Here is a 17,873-nt window from a genome sequence, read left to right on the forward strand (position 1 = left end):
TATGGGAAAGGCCGCCCCGAACGCCAGACCGTCTCCTCCCCATGAAATGGGGAGGGGGACCCCGAAGGGGTGGAGGGGCTCTTGCCGCCGCACAGGCACCGGGGATGCGGTAAAGAACCCCTCCGTCACGGCGCGAAGGGCGCCGCGCCACCTCCCCGCTGCGCAGGGAGGAGACAGGGAGCCTCAGCCCAGCGTCAGATCCCGCGGCGGCCGGATCCGGCGCCAGCGCGCCTCCACGAAGGCGAAGGCGCCGAAGGCCATCAGGCCCGTCGCCGTCAGGCCCAGGACCCAGGCGCCGCCCGGCTGGGCCTCCAGGGTCTCCAGGGCGGCGGCCGTGCTGGTCACCTCGCCCGACCGGGTGTGCAGCCCCGCCAGGACCACGAAGACCCCCAGGGGCAGATAGGCGAACCCCCGCGCCCCATAGCCGATCCGCGCCGTCACCGAGGCCGGCCGACGCACCGCCTCGGGACAGGCCAGGGCGTCGTCGAAGTCGTCGCAGAAGGCCCGCACGATATTGCCGACCCCCACCGCCAGCACCGCCAGCCCGACCCCGATCAGCAGCAGGCCGCCGAACGGCAGGTCCAGGATCATGGCCGCCTTCTCCTGGTTCTCGGCGATGTTCTCGGCCTGGTCCGCCGCCCGCGAGGTCGCGTCGCCGACCTCGTCCAGATACTCGAACACCCCCGCCGCCAGCAGACCGTAGAACAGGCCGCTGACCGCCTGGCCAGCGCGCGTGGCCCAGCCCTTGGCGTCGGTCCCGGCGTGATCCGCGTCGAACACGGCCTGAAGGATCCGCCAGCCGACGAAGGCCCACAGGCCCAGGCCCAGCAGCACCAGCCACACCCGCCCGAACGGCTGTTCCGCCAGCCAGCCCGCCGCCCCGCCCGTGCCCACCGCGTCGCCGATCTGGTCGGTCGCCGCCAGCAGAGTCAGCGCCCCCGCCGACAGATAGACGAATCCCCGCGCCCCATAACCGACCCGCGCCGCGCCCTCGATCAGGGTCGTCAGCTTGGGGATGTGGCGCGTGGCGGGGACGCGGCTGCGGACGGTCTCGCCCAGGGCGGCGGCGGCATGACGAAGACGGGCGGCGAACATAAGGGCTCCAGCGCGGCGGAGCGGTTCAACGCCCCTGCCCGCCGATGGCTCCCGCGTTCAAGCTTGCGCCGCCGGCAGCTCCAGCACCACCTTCAGCCCGCCCATGTCGCTGTCGCCCAGGGTCAGCCGCCCGCCATAGGCCCGCGTCAGGTCCTCGACGATCGACAGGCCCAGGCCCGAGCCGGGCGCGCTCTCGTCCAGCCGGGCGCCGCGCTTCATCACCGTCTCGCGCTGGTCTGCGGGCAGGCCGGCGCCGTCGTCCTCGACCACCACCACCATCTGGCCCAGGCCGTTCTGGCCGGCCGAGACGCGGACGCGACGTTTGCTGAACTTGGCCGCGTTCTCGATCAGATTGCCCAGGATCTCCTGCAGGTCCTGGCGTTCGCCCAGGAAGGCCAGGTCGTCAGGCGCGCGCCAGTCGATCTCGGCGCCCTTGTCGCGGAACACCTGTTCGATCATCACCGCCAGCTCGTCCAGCACCTCGGGCACGGGGGTGGTCTCGCCCAGGCCGTGGGCGGCGCGGGCGGCGGCGCGGGCGCGGCGCAGATGGTGGTCGACCTGGCCCTGCATGACCTTGGTCTGACGCCGGACCAGTTCGGGCAGGGCGCCCTCGGCGGTCCCGGCCTCGGCCAGCATGACCGAGATCGGGGTCTTCAGCGCATGGGCCAGGTTGCCGACATGGGTGCGCTGGCGCTCCACCACCTCCTGGTTATGGTCCAGCAGGCGGTTCACCTGTTCGGCCAGGGGCTGGATCTCCAGCGGATAGGACCGTCCGATCCGCGCCGCCTTGCCGTGGCGCACGGCCGCGATCTCGTTGCGCAGATCATAGAGAGGCCGCAAGCCGACCTGGACCTGGATGAAGACCGCCGACACCAGGCCCAGGCCCAGGATCAGCAGGGCCACCCAGGTGATGGTGGCGAACTGGCGTGTGTCGGCGTCCACCTCGGACCGGTCGATGGCGGCCAGGAAGATCACCGGGTTCTCGCGCCGGGGAATGGATTTCATGCTGGCGGCGACCCGCAGCGGCTCGCGCGTGGTCGGGTCGTTCTTCGGGCCTCGGGTGTTGTAGGTGATCACCTCGCCGAACGCGCTGTCCAGCCGGGACGGCAGGTCGTCCGGCAAGGCCAGATCATAGGTCCACAGCGAGGTCGAGCGGGCGATGCTGACCATCCGCCCGTCCGGCTGGACCTCCAAGATCTGCCAGTATTTGCCCGACAGCAGTCGCAGGGTGCGGGCGTCCTGGATCTGGGGCACGACCTCGCCCTCGCCCGTGCGGCTGGCCGCCACCACGATCTCGTCGATGGTCTCGTCCAGCATGTCGCCCAAACGGCGCAGCGCCGATTCCTGGAAAGCCTGGGTCAGGACGATGGCCGCGATCACCAGGGCCACCAGGATCCAGGCCGAGGCCAGCCAGATCAGCCGTCGCGTCAGGGATCGGCCTGGACGGCCCAGATAGCGGCCCCAGTCGGCGCGTCGATCGCCAGAGGGGAGCTCGGGCGTCGCCGCCTCGCTCACGCCGCCTCGGACTCGCCGACCAGGGGCGTCAGCCGATAGCCCAGGCCGCGCACGGTCTCGATCCGGTCCGGCCCGACCTTCTTGCGCAGCCGGCCGATGAAGACCTCGATGGTGTTGGAATCCCGGTCGAAGTCCTGGTCATACAAGTGCTCGACCAGCTCGGTGCGGCTGATGACCCGGCCCTGGTGCATCATCATGTAATGAAGCAGCCGATACTCCAGCGAGGTCAGCCGCAGCGGCTCACCATTGACGCTGGCGCGCGCCGCGCGCGGGTCCAGCCTCAGGCCGCCGCACGCCAGGGTCGCGGAGGCGATGCCGGCCGAGCGGCGCAGCAGGGCGCGCAGACGCGCCAGCAGTTCCTCGGTGTGGAAGGGCTTGGTCAGATAGTCGTCGGCGCCGGCGTCGAAGCCCGCCACCTTGTCTGACCAGGCGCCGCGCGCCGTCAGGATCAGCACCGGCGTGGTCTTGCCCTCGCGCCGCCAGCGCTCCAGCACCGACACCCCGTCGATCTTGGGCAGGCCCAGGTCCAGGACGACCACGTCATAGGGCTCGTTCTCGCCCAGATAATGGGCTTCCTCGCCGTCGGGGGCGTGGTCCACGGCATAGCCGGCGTCGGACAGGGCGGCCTTCAGCTGGCGCGACAGATCGACGTCGTCTTCGACGAGAAGGACACGCATCAGTCTGGCCTGGGACGCTGGTTGTTGTTGGAGCCGCCGTCGCGCGTGCGGCCGGTCTGGCCATCGACCACGACCTCGCGGACGCGACCGTCACGTTCCACCAGGACGGAGTAGTTGCCGTCGCCGCGCGGGCGGGTGTCGATGGGGCGCCCCCCGACGGCCTCGCCGCCACGGCGACGCGCCTCGTCGGGGCTCACGCGCGGCTGGCGCGGTTGAGGCTGCGATTGGGTCTGCTGGCGTTCGTCGCGCGACTGTGCGCTCGCCGCCGGAGTCAGGACCGGAGCGAGGGCCAGGGTCGCGACGGCGACGATCAAACTGGCTGACTTGCTGAACATGGGCGTCAATCTGGCGCCGTTCTCCTGAACAGGCCCTGAATGATCCGTATAGAATAGGGCGGACCGAAACGCCATTGCGCGAACGCCGGATCGCTCCGCACCTGACGCATTTCTCATCTAGATGAACCGAACCTGAGCGCCCCTGTTCAGATCGGGCTCAGCCCCCTCATCGTCATATCTCCTCATCGCTGGTCAGCCCGACCGGCCCCAAACCGAGGAGAAACATCATGCGGAAGTTCATCATCCCCGCCGTCGTCCTGGCCGCCGCCGCCTCGGCCGCCCTGCCCGCCGCGGCCCAGTCCTATGGCCATCATGGCCGCCCGCCGGTCTATCAGGCCGGCTATGGCCACTGGCAGTCGATCAATGCGCGTCAGGACAACCTTGACCGCCGTATCGACCGGGGGGTTCGCACCGGTCAGCTCAGCCGTCGAGAAGCGAGCCGCCTGCGCGGCGAGTTCAACGGCCTGCTGCGCTTGGAGGCCAACTACCGTCGCGGCGGCCTGACCGCCTGGGAACGCGCCGATCTGGACCGTCGCTTTGATCGCCTGTCGGCCCAGATCCGTTACGAGCGCAACGATTGGGACAACCGTCGCGGCTAAGCCGCCCCTCCCCTAAAAAGCCATGAGAGCGCGGCCCGCAAGGACCGCGCTCTTTCTCAGGTTTAAATGGGTCCCGCCTACAGCTTGATGAAGGGCTGGATCAGCTTGCCCAACCAGCCGTTCAGTTGGATCTGCCCGTCCAGAGCCACCACGCACAGGCACGGGTCGGGCGACACCACGCGCGGCTGGTGCAGGACCTCGTCGTCCGCCTCCTCGAAATCGCCCACGTCAAACCTCGCCGTCTCGGTGGCGTAGGCGCCGTGGATGACGCAGGTCAGTTCAACGCCGCCGTGGGTGTGTTTGGGCGTCTCGCGGCCCGGCCCGATCTCCAGCAGGATGACCCGGCAATCGCCGTCGCGCGGCGCATGGACGTCGCGGGCGCGCATGCCTGGACCCAGCCATCGCCATGGGCCGAGCGCATAGCGGCGCAGGGGTTCCGGCAGGCCCGCCATGTCGTTCAGCGGGGTGGAGGCCAGGACCTGTCCGGCGTCCGCCTCGGCCCGCGCAAGGACCCGAGCCAGAGCGTCGTCTGGCATGGACGCGGGTTCAAGATCATCCAGCAGACTGCCGCCCACCGCCTGAAGCTGGCGGACCCAGGCGTCGTTCTCGGGCCGCATCGCCAGATGGGCGGCGACCACCACGGCCTCGGGCGGGCTGAGCGTCCCGGCGGCATAGGCCAGAAGCCGTTCTTCGGAAGGGTGGTGACGGGCGCTCATGCCGCGCCTCCGTCGTCGTCAAGCAGGGTGCGCAGTTTGATCATTGCCTTGCGTATGCGGGATTTGACCGTACCGAGCGGCAGGTTCAGCTGCCGCGCGATCTCGGAGTGGGGATTGTCCTGGAAGAAGGCCAGGCGAAGAACTTCGATCTGGTCGGCCGAGAGCCGCGCCATCGCCGTCTTCAGCCGCGCGGCGTCCTGGGACATCGACAGGATCTGGTCGGGCCGTTCCGGCTCGTCCTGGGACAGTTCGATCTCCGGCATCGGAGTCCGGCGCGCGTCCTGACGCAGCACGTCCAGCCGCCGGTTGCGGGCGATGGTGAAGATCCAGGTCGCGGCGCGGGCCTTGGCGCTGTCGAACAGCTCCGCCTTGCGCCAGACCGTCAGCATGGCGTCCTGGGCGAAGTCCTCGGCCGCGCCTGCGGGCGCTCCGGCCTTCATCAGATAGGCTTTCAGCCGCGGGGCGAAATGTTCGAACAGGCGCGCGAACGCCTCGCGGTCCCGCCTCAGCGCTACCGCCTCGATCAGCCGGTCATATTCGCCATCCGTAGGCGTCACGGGCGGCCGAATCCGCTGATAATCTGAGACCTGTCCATACATGGACCCTAATACGGTTCCGGTGAAAGTCTGGATCATTTCGTGATCCGAGCGTCGGATCACCGCGTATCTTCAACGTCTTTTCGTCCTTTGCCGGAGTCCCCATGCCCCTGTCGTCCCCCACCGAGACCGGTCCGCGGCTGCGGATCGCCGTCGTGGGCTCGGGGATCGCCGCCCTGTCCAGCGCCTGGCTTTTATCCAAACGCCACGATGTGACGATCTATGAGCGTGACGACCGGCTGGGGGGCCATTCCAACACCGTCGAGGTGCGCACAGCCACCGGCGAGACGGCGGTGGATACCGGCTTCATCGTCTTCAACGACGCGACCTATCCCAACCTCATCGCCCTGTTCGCCCATTTGGGGCTGGAGACGCGGGCAACCGACATGTCCTTCGCCGTGTCGCTGGACCAGGGGCGGTACGAATACGCCGCGCCCGCCCTGTTCGCCCAGCGCCGCAACATTTTCCGCCCGCGTTTCTGGTCGATGCTGAAGGAGATCCTGCGCTTCTACCGCTCGGCGCCCGCCGGCATGGCAGCCCTGGGCGACAGCGACCTGACCCTCGGCCAATACCTGAAGCGCGAGGGTTTCAGCGAGGCCTTCCGCGACGATCACCTGCTGCCCATGGCCGCCGCCATCTGGTCGTCGCCGGCTCATACCCTGATGGATTATCCGGCTGAATCCTTCCTGCGCTTCTGCGGCAACCACGGCCTGCTGAAGCTGGTCGGACGGCCGCTGTGGCGCACCGTCGTCGGCGGCAGCCGGGTCTATGTCGAGGAATTGGCCCGCCAGATCGGCGCGAGTCAGCAAGGTGATGGGGTCCGGCTGCGGCGTGGCGTGGATCAGGTCCGGCGTGTCGAAGGCGGCGTGGTGGTTCAGGACACGACCGGCGCCGAAGAACGGTTCGACCATGTCGTCATCGGCGCCCACGCCGACCAGGCCCTGGCCATGCTGGCCGAACCGACAGCGCGCGAGCGCGAACTGTTGGGCGCGTTCAAATACAGCCGTAACCTGACCATCCTGCACACCGACGCCGGTCTGATGCCGCATCGCCGCCGCGCCTGGGCCTCGTGGAACTATATCGGCGCCGACGACGGCCTTTGCGTCACCTACTGGATGAACAAGCTCCAGGGCCTGCCGGGCCAGGACCTGTTCGTCACCCTGAACCCGCCGCGCCCGCCCGCCGCAGGAAGTCTGCTGCGCAGCGAACTGTATGAACATCCGATCTTCGACCCGGCGGCCATCAAGGCGCAGAAGGAACTATGGAGCCTGCAAGGCCAGGGCGGCGTCTGGTTCTGCGGCGCCCATTTCGGCGCCGGCTTCCACGAGGACGGGCTTCAGTCGGGCCTGGCGGTCGCTGAACAGCTGGGCGGCGTCCGCCGTCCGTGGACAGTTGAGAACGAGAGCGGCCGCATCCACCTGTCGGCGCCGGCGGCCCAGATGGAACGGGCGGCGTGACCCAGGCCTCGGCCCTCTACGTCGGCGGCGTCTTCCATTCGCGTCTCAGGCCCCGACAACATCGGCTGAACTACCGCGTCTTCTGGCTGCTGCTGGATCTGGCCGAGATCGACGCCCTGGACGCTCGATTGAAAACTTTTTCGCGCAATCGGTTCAACCTGTTGTCCTTCCGCGACCGGAATCACGGCGACGGCTCGGAGCGCCCGCTGCGGGCCCAGATCGAGGCGCGTCTGGCCGAGGTGGGGGTGGACATCGGTCACGGCGCGATCCGGATTCTGACCATGCCGAGCGTGTTCGGCTTCGTCTTCAATCCGATCAGCCTCTATTATTGCCATCACAAAGACGGGCGGCTGGCCGCCATGGTCTATGAAGTCACCAGCACCTTCGGCGAGCGGCGGTCCTATGTACTGCCCGTGCTGGCGGCCGACGCCGAGACCGGCCGGTTCCGGCAACACGCCGACAAAGGCCTGTATGTCTCGCCCTTCATGGACATGGGCATGACCTATGACTTCCGGGGCCAGGCGCCGGGCGACACCCTGGCCTTGGCCGTCAACGGGGCGGATGGCGACGGCTTGCTGATCGCCACGACCATGACCGGACGCCGCCGGCCGATGACCGACCGCGCCCTGGCCCTCGCCGCCCTGGCCATGCCGCTGCTGACCTTTAAGGTCGTCGCCGCCATTCACTGGGAGGCGCTGAAACTCTGGCTGAAAGGCGTGCCCCTGACCCGTAAACCCGCGCCGGGGCCGGGCGTTCAGGACCTGCGTCACAGAGGTTAGGCCCCGCGCTGCCCATCACCGCCCAAGATCATGGCGCGCGCCCTGACCAAGTTGGAAGGCCGCCAGGCCGACGTCTAGACCGACAGACACACCACCTGCGCCACCCGCAGGTCCCGCCGCAGCGCATCCGCCACCCGGCCATAGTTGTCGATGGTCACCGGCTCGCCCAGCGCCACCTCGTCTGCGCGCTGTTCACCGCGAATGGCGGGGGCGAAGGATTCCGGCGCGGTCGTGTAGATCCGCCCCCGACGCGGCGCCTCGGCGATAGTGACGCCCAGGACGCGGCCGCGCCCGTCCATCACCGGTGCCCCCGACAGGCCCGACAGCGTTCCCTCCAGCCCGTCGGTGCGTCCGACCTCGGCCCAGGCCAGGACCGGTTCGTCATGGGCGCCGCGCCCGAACACCTTCAGGGTCTCTCGACCCAGCAGGCGGGAGGTCACCTCCCCGGCTCGCCCCTGGGGAAAGCCCGGATGGAAGGCGCGCTGCCCCTTGCGCAGCGGCGTCTGGGCGGCGACCGGCAGAGCCGGCGGGCCCCCGTCAGTGATCAGCAGGGCCACGTCGGCGCGCGGCGCCAGGCGCACATCGGCGGCCACGGCCCGGCCGCCGCCGATCACCAGGGCCGGACGACGACAGCCCTCGACCACATGGCGGGCGGTGATCCAGCGGCCGCGTCCGGCGATGGAGAAGGCGGTGCCGGATTGGGGTGTGAACGGCGCATCCGGCGCATCCAGGGTCACGGCCGTGTCGAACGGGGTGATCGGGCCCAGCAGAGCGCCTTCGATCTCGTCCGGCGGCGGCGGGGCCGGAGGGGCGTCGGCGTTCTCGCGTCGGCCCAGCGACACGGCCAGCAGCACGCCCGCCACCGCGCTGTAGATGGCCCAGTCCGGCAGGCGGGGGAATTGCATGACGCGATCCGTTCGCCGCTCAGCCGGTCAGGGCGGCGGACAGAATCAGGGCGGTCGCCAGCTTGGCCCCGACCAGGACCACGGCCGCCGAAACCTCGCCGTCCTTGATCCGTTGCGGCAGGCCGTGCAGCATCAGGTCCACGACCCGGAAGGCCAGCAACTGCAGCACCAGGGTCGCCACGCCCCAGATGGCGATGTCGCGCACCGAGGTCGAGACCGACAGGGACACCGCCAGCGGAATGGCCAGACCCACCAATATCCCGGCGAAGGCGACGGCGGCGGCCGGATTGCCCTCGCGGATCAGGGCGATTTCCCGCCAAGGCGTCAGCATGGCGTAGATCATCGCCCCCGCCGCGAGCAGCAGCAGGGTGACGGCCAGGTGCATGACCATGACCGGAAAGCCCGAGGCGAAAGCCTGCACCTCGGCGCTAGACAGGACGTTCGACAGTGAGGGGTCCATGTCCACACGCCTTGCCCGATTGCCGCCCCAATCCGCAAGCGCGGCGGAGACACAGTGCGTGACATTATGTGTCGAACACGGGTCTCCTCCCCCTCTGGGGGAGGTGGCGCGGCGCTTCTTCAGCGCCGTGACGGAGGGGGTCTTTCCGCATCACCGGCGTCCGCGAGGCTTAAAAGCCCTCCACCACGCGCAGCCTGTCCTCGGGCTCGCCTCTGGCGAGACCCGTAGGCGCGGTCTTCCGCCCCATCTCATGGGAAGGAGAAAACTACGCCGCCGCCTGCTCCGCCTTCCTGAGCGTGCTCGCCCGCACCTTCTCGCTCTCGGACTTCAGCTGGCCGCAGGCGGCCAGGATGTCGCGACCGCGGGGGGTGCGGATGGGCGACGCATAGCCGGCCTTGTTCAGGATGGCGGCGAAACGCTCGATCGTCTTCCAGTCCGAGCATTCGTATTCGACGCCCGGCCAGGGGTTGAACGGGATCAGGTTGATCTTGGCCGGTATGCCCTCGATCAGCTTCAGCAAGGCCCGCGCCTCATCGGGGCTGTCGTTGACGCCCTTCAGCATGACATATTCGAACGTCACCCGACGCGCATTGGACAGGCCCGGATAGGCCCGGATGCCCGCCATCAGCTGGTCCAGCGGATATTTCTTGTTCAGCGGAACCAGGACGTCGCGCAGGGCGTCGTTGGTGGCGTGCAGACTGATGGCCAGCATGGCGGCCGTGCGCGTGCCCAGGGCGTCGAGTTGCGGCACCACGCCCGAGGTCGAGACCGTGATCCGGCGACGCGACAGGGCGATGCCCTCATTGTCCGAGATGATGTCGATGGCGTCGGCGACATGGTCCAGATTGTAGAGCGGCTCGCCCATGCCCATGAAGACGATGTTCGACAGGCGTCGGTCTTCCTTCGGCGACGGCCATTCCTCCAGGTCGTCGCGGGCGACCTGAACCTGGGCCACGATCTCGGCGGCGGTCAGGTTGCGGACCAGCTTCTGGGTTCCGGTGTGGCAGAAGGTGCAGTTCAGGGTGCAGCCGACCTGGCTGGACACGCACAGGGCGCCGGCGCGACCCACGTCAGGGATATAGACGGTCTCGATCTCTATGCCCGGCGCGGTGCGGATCAGCCATTTGCGGGTGCCGTCCTTGGACACCTGGCGCTCGACGATCTCGGGGCGAGCCAGGGTGAAATGCTCGGCCAGCTTGGCCTGCATGTCCTTGGCCACATTGCTCATGGCCGAAAACTCGGTGACGCCGTAGTGGTGGATCCAGCCCCAGACTTGGCTCGCGCGCATCTTGGCCTTTTCGGGCGGACAGACGTTCGCGTCGATCAGCGCCTGGCGCAGGCCCGCGCGCGTCAGACCGGACAGGTTGACGGGGGCCTTAACGGCAGGCGCGTTCGAGACACGGGAAAGATCGAGCGTGATGCTCAAGGCGGCGATCCTGGATGCGGTTTAGCCGGCTTCTATAGCACAAACCCCGGCAATTGCATGACCGGGCGGTTCAGGAGGCGGCTACAGCCCCACGTCCCAGACGCCGGCGTCGCGCATACGGGTCAGTTTCGCCTCTTCCGCCCGGCCGCCCATCTCCTGGGCCATGCTGCGCACAGCGGTGGAGACGGTGGTCTTGTGTACGCCCGGAACCACGGCGTGGGCGAAGGCGGCGCCGGCCAGGCGCAGCAGTCGGAACCCAAAGGCGGCGGAAGCGGTCATATGCTGGAAATAGGTCTCGCCGACCTCGCGCGGATGGTCGCGGAACAGGCGGTCGAACGGCGTCGAGCCCGAACGGGCGCGGTCGATCGTCGTCTGGCTCATGCGGCGGCTCCGGCGGTTCGAAGAGGCCGATGGTCACGTGGGAGCCGGCCTGACGCAAGCCCTGTTTTGCAAACACCGACACAAGCCGACGCCCAGCCCATCGTCATGCGCGAGAACTCGGGCTAGAGTCGCGTCTCGATCAAGGGAATTTCGATGACGCTTCGCTCAAAGGCCGCCTCCTCCATGGCTATAGCCGCGGCTTTGCTGGCCTTCGCCGGTCCGGTCTTTGCGCAGTCTCCGGCGCAATCCGGTCCGAGCTATCTTCCCTATGACGCGCGGCGCGGCGTGTTCAGCTTCGCCCCCGGCCTGGAAGGCTCCCTGCCCGCCGTGGTCCAGGTGACGACCCTGGGCCAGTCGCGCGGCCCCAGCTCGGACGCCGAGGATCCCAAACCCTATGCCTCGGGCTCGGGCGTCATCGTCGATGCGGCACAGGGGATCTTGATCACCAACAATCACGTGGTCGAGAACGGGCGGAAATTCACCGTCGACCTGACCGACGGTCGGCTGTTCGACGCCGTCCTGGTCGGGGCGGACAAGGCCACCGACATCGCCGTGCTGAAGATCGTGCCCGACGGCCGGCCGCTGAACCTGAAACAGGTGCAGACGGTGGATTCCGACACCCTGCGGACCGGCGACCTGGCCTTTGCGGTCGGTTACCCCCTGGGCCTGGACCAGACCCTGACCATGGGCGTCATCTCGGGCCTGAACCGCTCGGGCCTGGGCGACGCGGTCGAGGACTATATCCAGACCGACGCGGCCGTGAACTCAGGCAATTCGGGCGGGCCGCTGCTGGACAGCCGGGGCCGGCTGATCGGCATCAACACCTCGATCCTGTCGGGCGGCATGGGCGGCGGCAATGACGGCATCGCCTTTGCCGTGCCCACGCGCATCATGCTGTATGTCGCCGACCAGCTGCGGACCCAGGGCGAGGTCAAGCGCGGCGAGACCGGGGCCATCTTCGCCTCCCTGACCGCCGAGCGTGCCCGCCAGATGCGGCTGGGTATCGTGCGCGGCGCCGTGGTGGCTGATGTGGCGCCCGGCTCGCCGGCCGAAGTGGCGGGCCTGCGCGACGACGACGTCATCACCCGCATCCAGGGCCGTCCGGTGGCCAACGCCGGCTCGGTCAACGCCACCGTCGGCGTCGCCGCGCCGGGGTCCAGCCTGAACGTGGTCTATCTGCGGGCCGGCCACGAGGCCACGACCGCCCTGACGGTCGCCACCCCGGTCGAGGGCGCGGTCCAGATCGGCGCGGACCGGGTGCTGGCTTACGGCGCCACCCTGCGGGACCTCGACGGCGAGGTTCAGGTCGTCGCTGTCGAAGGCGGCTCGCTGGCGGCCCAGGGCGAGTTGATCGCCGGCGACATCATCACTTTGGTCGGAGGCGCCCCGGTGTCGAACGCCCGCGCGGCGGCGGAGGCCCTGCGCGGATCGGCCGGCGCGGTCGCGGTCGAGGCGCGCCGCAACGGCGATACGGTGACGGTGAACCTGGAAATCCCGCTTACGGCCTGAGGGCGGAACGAGTCCGGATCGGGAGCCGACCATGGCGCATCCGATCCGGACCTAGCTCCAGACAGCGAAACACCCGCCTTGCCTGGGAGGGGGAGGGGATCGGCAAGGCGGGCGCTCGCTTGGAGGAAGCATCGGCCGCCGGAGCCCTTGGTGGAAACATCCAGGGGGGCTGGGGGGGCTGTTCAGGATCCGGACGCTTCCGAACTCCGACGAGCCGATGATCGATATTTCGCCGCCCAAACAGGCGGGCGAAGGACCGAAACAGGGCCATTTGGTGTCGCTTGCGTTTTCTTCGCTTGTTCGCCCCTCTGGCGCTGCACCCAAGGGCGACTAAGTTCAGGTCATGAGCATGAACCCGCACGAGGCGCCGCCCTCCGCCGGCCCGGTCTTCTTCGACCGGCGTGAACTGGACCCGATCCTGCGGGTTTACGGCCGAATGGTCGCCCAGGGCGAATGGCGCGACTACGCCATGGTCGGCCACAAGGACTTCGCCGAGTTCGCCGTCTTCCGCCGCTCCGGCGACGCCCCCCTCTACCGCATCGAGAAACGCCCGGCCCTGCAAACCCGCCAGGGCCAGTGGGCCGTCATCGGCGAAGGCGGCCAGATCCTGAAGCGCGGCCGCGACCTGGCCCAGGTCCTGCGGGTGTTCGACGGGCGGAAGTTTCAGGTGATCGAGTGAATCCGTTCACCTCTGGCGCACGACAGGGGAAAGCCAATCGTCGTCGCTCAAACGAATGTTCAGCGGAGTCCTTGATTGTCCGCCGGATACTCCGACCGGTTTCAGAACGATATCAAACTCTTCGCCAAAATCGTCAACCGCGTAGGCCGGGGGCGAAATCTGGGCCATCACTAAGTAACCGCCGTCCGGTACGCCCTCGAACCGAAACGCGCCTCCAGCGCCGCAGGTCGCTTCTCGGATCAAACTCGTCGGCTCGGGCCACCGCCACTCAGTCGGGGATCCGTCCCGCCAGACGCCTTCATCCTTGAGGGGCAACCACATCCTGTTCGCGATGAGCCATCGATTTCGGGGTGTGTCCGGAATAAGCCGGATCGCTTTGCCTTCACACGTCAGCGTCTCCCTCGGCCCAAAGCCCATGCCGGTCGGCAGAGGGCGGGTGAGACGAGCGGTCACCTGCAACATGCCGGACAGCGGAAAGCTTTGCGTTTGGAACCACGTGAGTTCAGCGGCTCCCGGCTGGCGAAATCGATCTGCCGCCTGCTCCTCGTGCAGCCTTTGATAGGCCGCCATGGTCAAGCACCCCCCGAGCGACGACGTAATGAGCAAGCTTGCGACAAGCCCTGCCAAGCTCCGTCCGCGTTTCAACATCGCTCACCCCCGTTTGGTCGAGCCAAGGCCTAAACACTATGCCGCAAAAAAAGGGCCCCGTGAGGGGCCCTTTCCGCATCCGTCCTTCGACCGATCTTAGTTCCGGTTGCCGCCCATGAAGGCCAGCAGGAATTGGAACAGGTTCACGAAGTTGATGAACAGGCTCAGGGCGCCGAAGCCCGTGGCCACGCCCATGGCGTTCTGGTCGCCGCCCAGGGCGTAATAGGTCATCTTCAGGCGCTGGGTGTCATAGGCGATCAGACCCGCGAAGATCAGCACGCCCGCGCCAGAGATGATCCAATACAGGGTCCCCGACTGCATGAACATGTTGACGATCGAGGCGATGATCAGACCGATCACGCCGAAGATCAGGAAGGTGCCCATGGCCGTCAGGTCCTTCTTGGTGGTGTAACCCACCAGGCTCAGACCACCGAAGGCCGCCGCCGTGACCAGGAAGGTCGAGGCCAGCGAGGCGCCCGTATAACGCAGGAACAGGATGCCCAGGCCGGCGCCGATCGAGGCGACCACGGCCCAGTACAGCAGGTTCACGCCCTTGGCTGTCGGGTTCTTCATGAAGAACATCGAGCCGAACAGCAGCACCAGGGGCGAGAACTGGACGATCATGCCCAGCATGGTCAGGCCGACGCGGCCGTCCGGCGTCACGGCGAACAGCAGCTGCTGCACCGCCGGCACATTGCCGGTCGTATAGGCCAGGGCCGCCGCGACCACGAGGCCCAGGGCCAGCTTGTTATAGACGCCCAGCATGAAGCCGCGCAGGCCGGCGTCCACCGACATGTCGGCGGTCTGGGGCAGGGGGCGGGCGTAGCCGTTGTTGAAATCGCTCATGGCGACGAACTTTCTCCGATTGGCCGAAGAGACTTCTTCGGTCACAGGGCCTGAATATCGGGAGCCACGGGCTCCACTGCAAGGAAAACCGGACTTGGACGGGCCGGTTCCTGCCGCTACCTTCGGTCGCATGCTTCGCCTGTTCGCCGCCCTGACCCTGCCGCCCGACGTCGGCGAGACGCTGAAACGCCGCCAATCCGGGCTTCCAGGCGCGCGCTGGCGGCCGCAGGACGCCCTTCACGTCACCCTGGCCTTCTATGGCGAGACGGACGAGCGCCGGGCCGACGATCTGGCCTCCGAGTTGGCCCGCGTCGCCGGCGGCCCGTTCGAGATCGTGCTGAAAGGCGTCGGCGCCTTCGGCGACGACCATCGCAGCCACACCCTCTGGGCCGGGGTCGAGACCCCGAACGAACGGCTGACCGTCCTGGCGGGACGTTGCAAAAAGGCCGCCGAGCGGGCGGGCCTGACCTTGGAGGCGCGCGACTACCGCCCCCACGTCACCCTCGCCTATCTGAAACCCCAGACCAATCCCGACCGGATCGGCGCCTGGATGGCGGGCCACAATCTGCTGCACTCGCCCCCGATCCGCATCGACCGTTTCGGTCTCTATTCCAGCGTTCTGACCGGCGACGGCAGCCAGTATGCGCTGGAGCGGGAGTATCTGCTGTGAACCCCTACGCCGTTCCACCCCACGTGACCCTGGGCCCCACGCTGGAGACGGCGCGCCTGATCCTACGCCCGCCGGCGGTCGAGGACTTTCCGCGCTGGGCCGAATTCATGACGGACGAGGAGACGGCCCGCTTCATCGGCGGCGTCCAGTCCCCGCCGCAGGTCTGGCGCACCCTCTGCGCCGTCGCCGGCATGTGGGCCCTGACCGGCGAGGGCATGTTCTCGATCCTGGAAAAATCGACCGGTCTCTGGATCGGCCGCATCGGCCCCCTTCACCCCTACGGCTGGCCGGGCCGCGAGGTGGGCTGGAGCCTACACCGCGACGCCACCGGCAAGGGCTATGCGGTCGAGGCGGCGGCGGCGGCGATGGACTACGCCTTCGACGTCCTGGGCTGGGACGACGTGATCCACTGTATCGACCCCGACAACCTGCCCTCAGCCCGGGTGGCGGCGCGGCTGGGCTCGGTCAATCGCGGACGCGGCCAGTTGCCCGAACCGATGCAGGACCATGTGATCGACCTCTGGGGTCAGACGCGCGCCGAGTGGGCGTTCAATCGCGCGAACCTGACCCCCTGACGGCAACCGAAGGGCCGCCTGCGACGTATTCCCCTGAAAACCGACCGAGGATACGCCCGATGATCCGCGCCGCCCTGATCGCCGCCTGCGCCGCCCTGGCCCTGCCCGCCACAGCCCTGGCCCAGTCTCGCGACCTCGATCTGGATCGGTTCGACGGCCGCTGGTTCGAGATCGAACGCAGTCACAACGACGTCCAGAAGGACTGCAGCCGCGCCCAGATCGACTTCACCCCCCAGGACCGAGCTGATCGCTATCGCTTAACCGTCACCTGCACCCGCCGCGCCGACGGCCGCAACGAGGTGCTGCGCGCCAACGCCCGCATCGCCGACACCACGACCAACGCCAAATTCCGCTTCACCCTGCCCGGCCTGCTCAGCTTCGGGGGCCTAGCCGGTCAGAACTACTGGGTCTGGGACCACGACCCCGAATACAACTGGGCCATCCTGGCCCTGCCGAACAAGTCCGACTGGTGGATCTGGCACCGCGATCAGAACGCCTCTGCCACGGAACGCGCCCGCCTTATGGCCCGCGCCCGCGCTCTGGGCCTGGACATGAGCCGGGTGGTCAGCACCGGACGTTAGCGGAACGGGGCGGAAGAGCCCTTCATCCTTAAGGACGGATTGCCGCCGTGCACCGGACGACTACCTAATAGTCAAGCTTATCAAACACGGATACCCGTGGTGTCGCCATCAACCACGGAGCGACCCCATGAACGGCTGCTGTGCTCACCACACCCCCTCGCTGTCGCGCCGGAGCGCCTTTGGCTTGATCGCCCTGGGCGCCGGCGTTAGCCTGATGTCCACCCTGGCGCCGGGCGTCGCCCGCGCGCGGGGTCATACGGACATGCTGCTGCTGACCTGCATGGACTATCGTCTGACCGACGACACCGTCGCCTATATGGAAGGCCACGGTTTCCACGACAAATACGACCACGTCGTCCTGGCCGGCGCCTCCCTGGGCGCCCTGACCGACAAATTCCCCAGCTGGGGCGAGACCTTCTGGACCCACCTGGACGTCGCCATCGACCTCCACAAAATCCATAAGGTCATGGTGATCGACCACCGCGACTGCGGCGCCTACAAGGTCCTGCTCGGCGCCGAAACCGTGGACACGCCCGAGAAGGAACTGGCGGTCCATACCGAGAAGCTTCACGCCCTGCGCGACGCGATCAAGCATCGCCATGAACACCTCGAGGTCGAGCTGGCCCTGATGGATCTGGACGGCAAGGTCGAGGAGATCGACTGAGACGAGGCTGAGCTTTCTCGCGAAGACTCTCCGCAGACAAGCCTGTCGTCCCTGACGACAGGCCGCTTGCGTTAGGAACATATCCGGAACATAAATCGGGCATGGCCGCCGCCGCCCTCCATCTCGAACTGGTCTTCAGCCGGCCGGAAACCACCCTGTCGGTCACACGCGGAGCGGCGCGGTTGATGCTGGATCTGGGCTATGCGCCCCTGCTGGAGGTCGGCCTGCCCAACGGGCGGCGCGCCGACGTCATGGCCATCGGGCGGCGGGGCGACATCGTCATCTGCGAGGTGAAGTCGGGGGTCGACGACTATCGCGTTGATCGCAAATGGCACGAGTACGCTCCCTTCTGCGACGCCTTCTATTTCGCCGTCGCGCCCGAGTTTCCGCAAGACATCCTGCCGGACCAGCCGGGCCTGATCGTCGCCGATGGCTTCGGCGGGGCCGTGGTGCGCGAGGCGCCGGCGACGCCCCTGGCGCCCGCCCGCCGCAAGGCCCTGACCCTGGCCTTCGCCCGGCTGGGGGCGATGCGGACGATGCGGGACTAGGGTTCAGCGCGCGCGATTCTGAGAAGAAGACCGCGTCGATTCAAGACCATGAAGAAATCCTGCGGGGTTCGACCTGACGCGGTCCAGAACGGGCTTATGATCGGATCTGGGTCTTTGACATCGCAAGCAAGCCACGCACGCGGGCGCCCGAGGCTGACGCGCTACCTATGGTCGAAAGAATAGACTCAAATAGACTCAAAATTTTCTCAGTG

At 67.9% G+C, this 17,873-nt stretch carries 22 protein-coding genes; 10 read left to right on the plus strand and 12 right to left on the minus strand.

The genetic code is table 11. The features are described from left to right. Positions 1–183 precede the first annotated feature (183 nt). The 4 genes from ACW17X_RS09940 to ACW17X_RS09955 are packed head-to-tail and all read right to left on the minus strand — an operon-like array spanning position 184 to position 3,622. Entirely contained in the window at positions 184–1,095 is a 912-nt protein-coding gene (locus ACW17X_RS09940; RefSeq protein ID WP_492097006.1) for a DUF1206 domain-containing protein, read from the minus strand. 57 nt (positions 1,096–1,152) lie between these two features. Continuing rightward, a complete protein-coding gene (locus ACW17X_RS09945) occupies positions 1,153–2,610 on the minus strand; it encodes a sensor histidine kinase (protein WP_492097007.1) in 1,458 nt (485 codons plus the stop codon). Further along, the gene (locus tag ACW17X_RS09950) at positions 2,607–3,287 is read right to left on the minus strand and encodes a response regulator transcription factor (RefSeq protein ID WP_166622061.1); all 681 of its coding nucleotides are present in this window, start codon (positions 3,285–3,287) and stop codon (positions 2,607–2,609) included. The genes ACW17X_RS09945 and ACW17X_RS09950 overlap by 4 nt, the downstream gene beginning before the upstream one ends. Beyond that, positions 3,287–3,622, minus strand: coding sequence for a PepSY domain-containing protein (locus ACW17X_RS09955; protein WP_492088169.1), 336 nt, complete (start codon positions 3,620–3,622; stop codon positions 3,287–3,289). The genes ACW17X_RS09950 and ACW17X_RS09955 overlap by 1 nt, the downstream gene beginning before the upstream one ends. Before the next feature lie 227 nt (positions 3,623–3,849). On the opposite strand from ACW17X_RS09955, the gene ACW17X_RS09960 reads away from it, so the two are divergent. Continuing rightward, positions 3,850–4,221: a hypothetical protein gene (locus ACW17X_RS09960; RefSeq protein ID WP_492097009.1), complete on the plus strand. Its 372-nt coding sequence runs from the start codon at positions 3,850–3,852 to the stop codon at positions 4,219–4,221. A 77-nt stretch (positions 4,222–4,298) separates the two neighbouring features. Here the strand turns inward: ACW17X_RS09960 and chrR are convergent, their stop codons facing one another. Both chrR and ACW17X_RS09970 read right to left on the minus strand, forming a co-directional pair. Further along, positions 4,299–4,937, minus strand: a complete 639-nt coding sequence (chrR, locus tag ACW17X_RS09965; RefSeq protein WP_492097011.1) for a cadmium/peroxide/UV radiation responsive anti-sigma factor ChrR — start codon at positions 4,935–4,937, stop codon at positions 4,299–4,301. Further along, complete coding sequence (locus tag ACW17X_RS09970; RefSeq protein WP_492097013.1) at positions 4,934–5,572, minus strand: sigma-70 family RNA polymerase sigma factor; 639 nt, start codon at positions 5,570–5,572, stop codon at positions 4,934–4,936. Before ACW17X_RS09970 ends, chrR begins: the two co-directional genes overlap by 4 nt. Positions 5,573–5,637: 65 nt before the next feature. Between ACW17X_RS09970 and ACW17X_RS09975 the strand changes: the two genes are divergently transcribed. Next, positions 5,638–6,990, plus strand: a complete 1,353-nt coding sequence (locus tag ACW17X_RS09975) for an NAD(P)/FAD-dependent oxidoreductase (protein WP_492097015.1) — start codon at positions 5,638–5,640, stop codon at positions 6,988–6,990. Continuing rightward, positions 6,987–7,769 carry a DUF1365 domain-containing protein gene (locus ACW17X_RS09980; protein WP_492097016.1) on the plus strand — a complete coding sequence of 261 codons (783 nt, stop codon included), beginning with the start codon at positions 6,987–6,989 and terminating at the stop codon, positions 7,767–7,769. Before ACW17X_RS09975 ends, ACW17X_RS09980 begins: the two co-directional genes overlap by 4 nt. Positions 7,770–7,843: 74 nt before the next feature. Here ACW17X_RS09980 and ACW17X_RS09985 read toward each other — a convergent pair whose 3' ends face one another. The 4 genes from ACW17X_RS09985 to ACW17X_RS10000 all read right to left on the minus strand — a co-directional run bounded on the left by ACW17X_RS09985 (position 7,844) and on the right by ACW17X_RS10000 (position 10,941). Then, entirely contained in the window at positions 7,844–8,674 is an 831-nt protein-coding gene (locus tag ACW17X_RS09985) for a S1 family peptidase (protein ID WP_492088175.1), read from the minus strand. 19 nt (positions 8,675–8,693) lie between these two features. Beyond that, entirely contained in the window at positions 8,694–9,134 is a 441-nt protein-coding gene (locus ACW17X_RS09990) for a DUF350 domain-containing protein (RefSeq protein WP_492097018.1), read from the minus strand. A gap of 265 nt (positions 9,135–9,399) precedes the next feature. Beyond that, the gene (gene rlmN, locus ACW17X_RS09995) at positions 9,400–10,560 is read right to left on the minus strand and encodes a dual-specificity RNA methyltransferase RlmN (RefSeq protein ID WP_492097020.1); all 1,161 of its coding nucleotides are present in this window, start codon (positions 10,558–10,560) and stop codon (positions 9,400–9,402) included. An 81-nt stretch (positions 10,561–10,641) separates the two neighbouring features. Continuing rightward, entirely contained in the window at positions 10,642–10,941 is a 300-nt protein-coding gene (locus ACW17X_RS10000) for a DUF6356 family protein (protein ID WP_492097021.1), read from the minus strand. 153 nt (positions 10,942–11,094) lie between these two features. Between ACW17X_RS10000 and ACW17X_RS10005 the strand changes: the two genes are divergently transcribed. After that, positions 11,095–12,450, plus strand: a complete 1,356-nt coding sequence (locus tag ACW17X_RS10005; protein ID WP_492097023.1) for a trypsin-like peptidase domain-containing protein — start codon at positions 11,095–11,097, stop codon at positions 12,448–12,450. Between the two features lie 343 nt (positions 12,451–12,793). Next, positions 12,794–13,129 (plus strand): DUF2794 domain-containing protein, encoded by a 336-nt coding sequence (locus ACW17X_RS10010; protein ID WP_492097025.1) that lies wholly within the window; start codon positions 12,794–12,796, stop codon positions 13,127–13,129. Between the two features lie 6 nt (positions 13,130–13,135). On the opposite strand, the gene ACW17X_RS10015 is transcribed toward ACW17X_RS10010, so the two are convergent. Together ACW17X_RS10015 and ACW17X_RS10020 are read right to left on the minus strand one after the other, a co-directional pair. Continuing rightward, complete coding sequence (locus tag ACW17X_RS10015; protein WP_492097027.1) at positions 13,136–13,699, minus strand: hypothetical protein; 564 nt, start codon at positions 13,697–13,699, stop codon at positions 13,136–13,138. 174 nt (positions 13,700–13,873) lie between these two features. Further along, a complete protein-coding gene (locus tag ACW17X_RS10020; protein ID WP_492097029.1) occupies positions 13,874–14,623 on the minus strand; it encodes a Bax inhibitor-1/YccA family protein in 750 nt (249 codons plus the stop codon). Between the two features lie 130 nt (positions 14,624–14,753). Here ACW17X_RS10020 and thpR point away from each other — a divergent pair, with 130 nt between their 5' ends. The 5 genes from thpR (at position 14,754) to mmcB (ending at position 17,661) form a co-directional block, all read left to right on the plus strand. Then, positions 14,754–15,293 (plus strand): RNA 2',3'-cyclic phosphodiesterase, encoded by a 540-nt coding sequence (gene thpR / locus ACW17X_RS10025; RefSeq protein ID WP_492097030.1) that lies wholly within the window; start codon positions 14,754–14,756, stop codon positions 15,291–15,293. Beyond that, a complete protein-coding gene (locus ACW17X_RS10030; RefSeq protein ID WP_492097032.1) occupies positions 15,290–15,868 on the plus strand; it encodes a GNAT family N-acetyltransferase in 579 nt (192 codons plus the stop codon). The genes thpR and ACW17X_RS10030 overlap by 4 nt, the downstream gene beginning before the upstream one ends. A gap of 59 nt (positions 15,869–15,927) precedes the next feature. Next, positions 15,928–16,449 (plus strand): lipocalin family protein, encoded by a 522-nt coding sequence (locus tag ACW17X_RS10035; protein WP_492097034.1) that lies wholly within the window; start codon positions 15,928–15,930, stop codon positions 16,447–16,449. A 127-nt stretch (positions 16,450–16,576) separates the two neighbouring features. Continuing rightward, positions 16,577–17,113, plus strand: a complete 537-nt coding sequence (locus tag ACW17X_RS10040; RefSeq protein WP_492097036.1) for a carbonic anhydrase — start codon at positions 16,577–16,579, stop codon at positions 17,111–17,113. A 101-nt stretch (positions 17,114–17,214) separates the two neighbouring features. Next, positions 17,215–17,661 (plus strand): DNA repair putative endonuclease MmcB, encoded by a 447-nt coding sequence (mmcB, locus tag ACW17X_RS10045; protein WP_492097037.1) that lies wholly within the window; start codon positions 17,215–17,217, stop codon positions 17,659–17,661. Positions 17,662–17,873: the final 212 nt, after the last annotated feature.

Source organism: Brevundimonas sp. FV1ye4L (assembly GCF_058681255.1).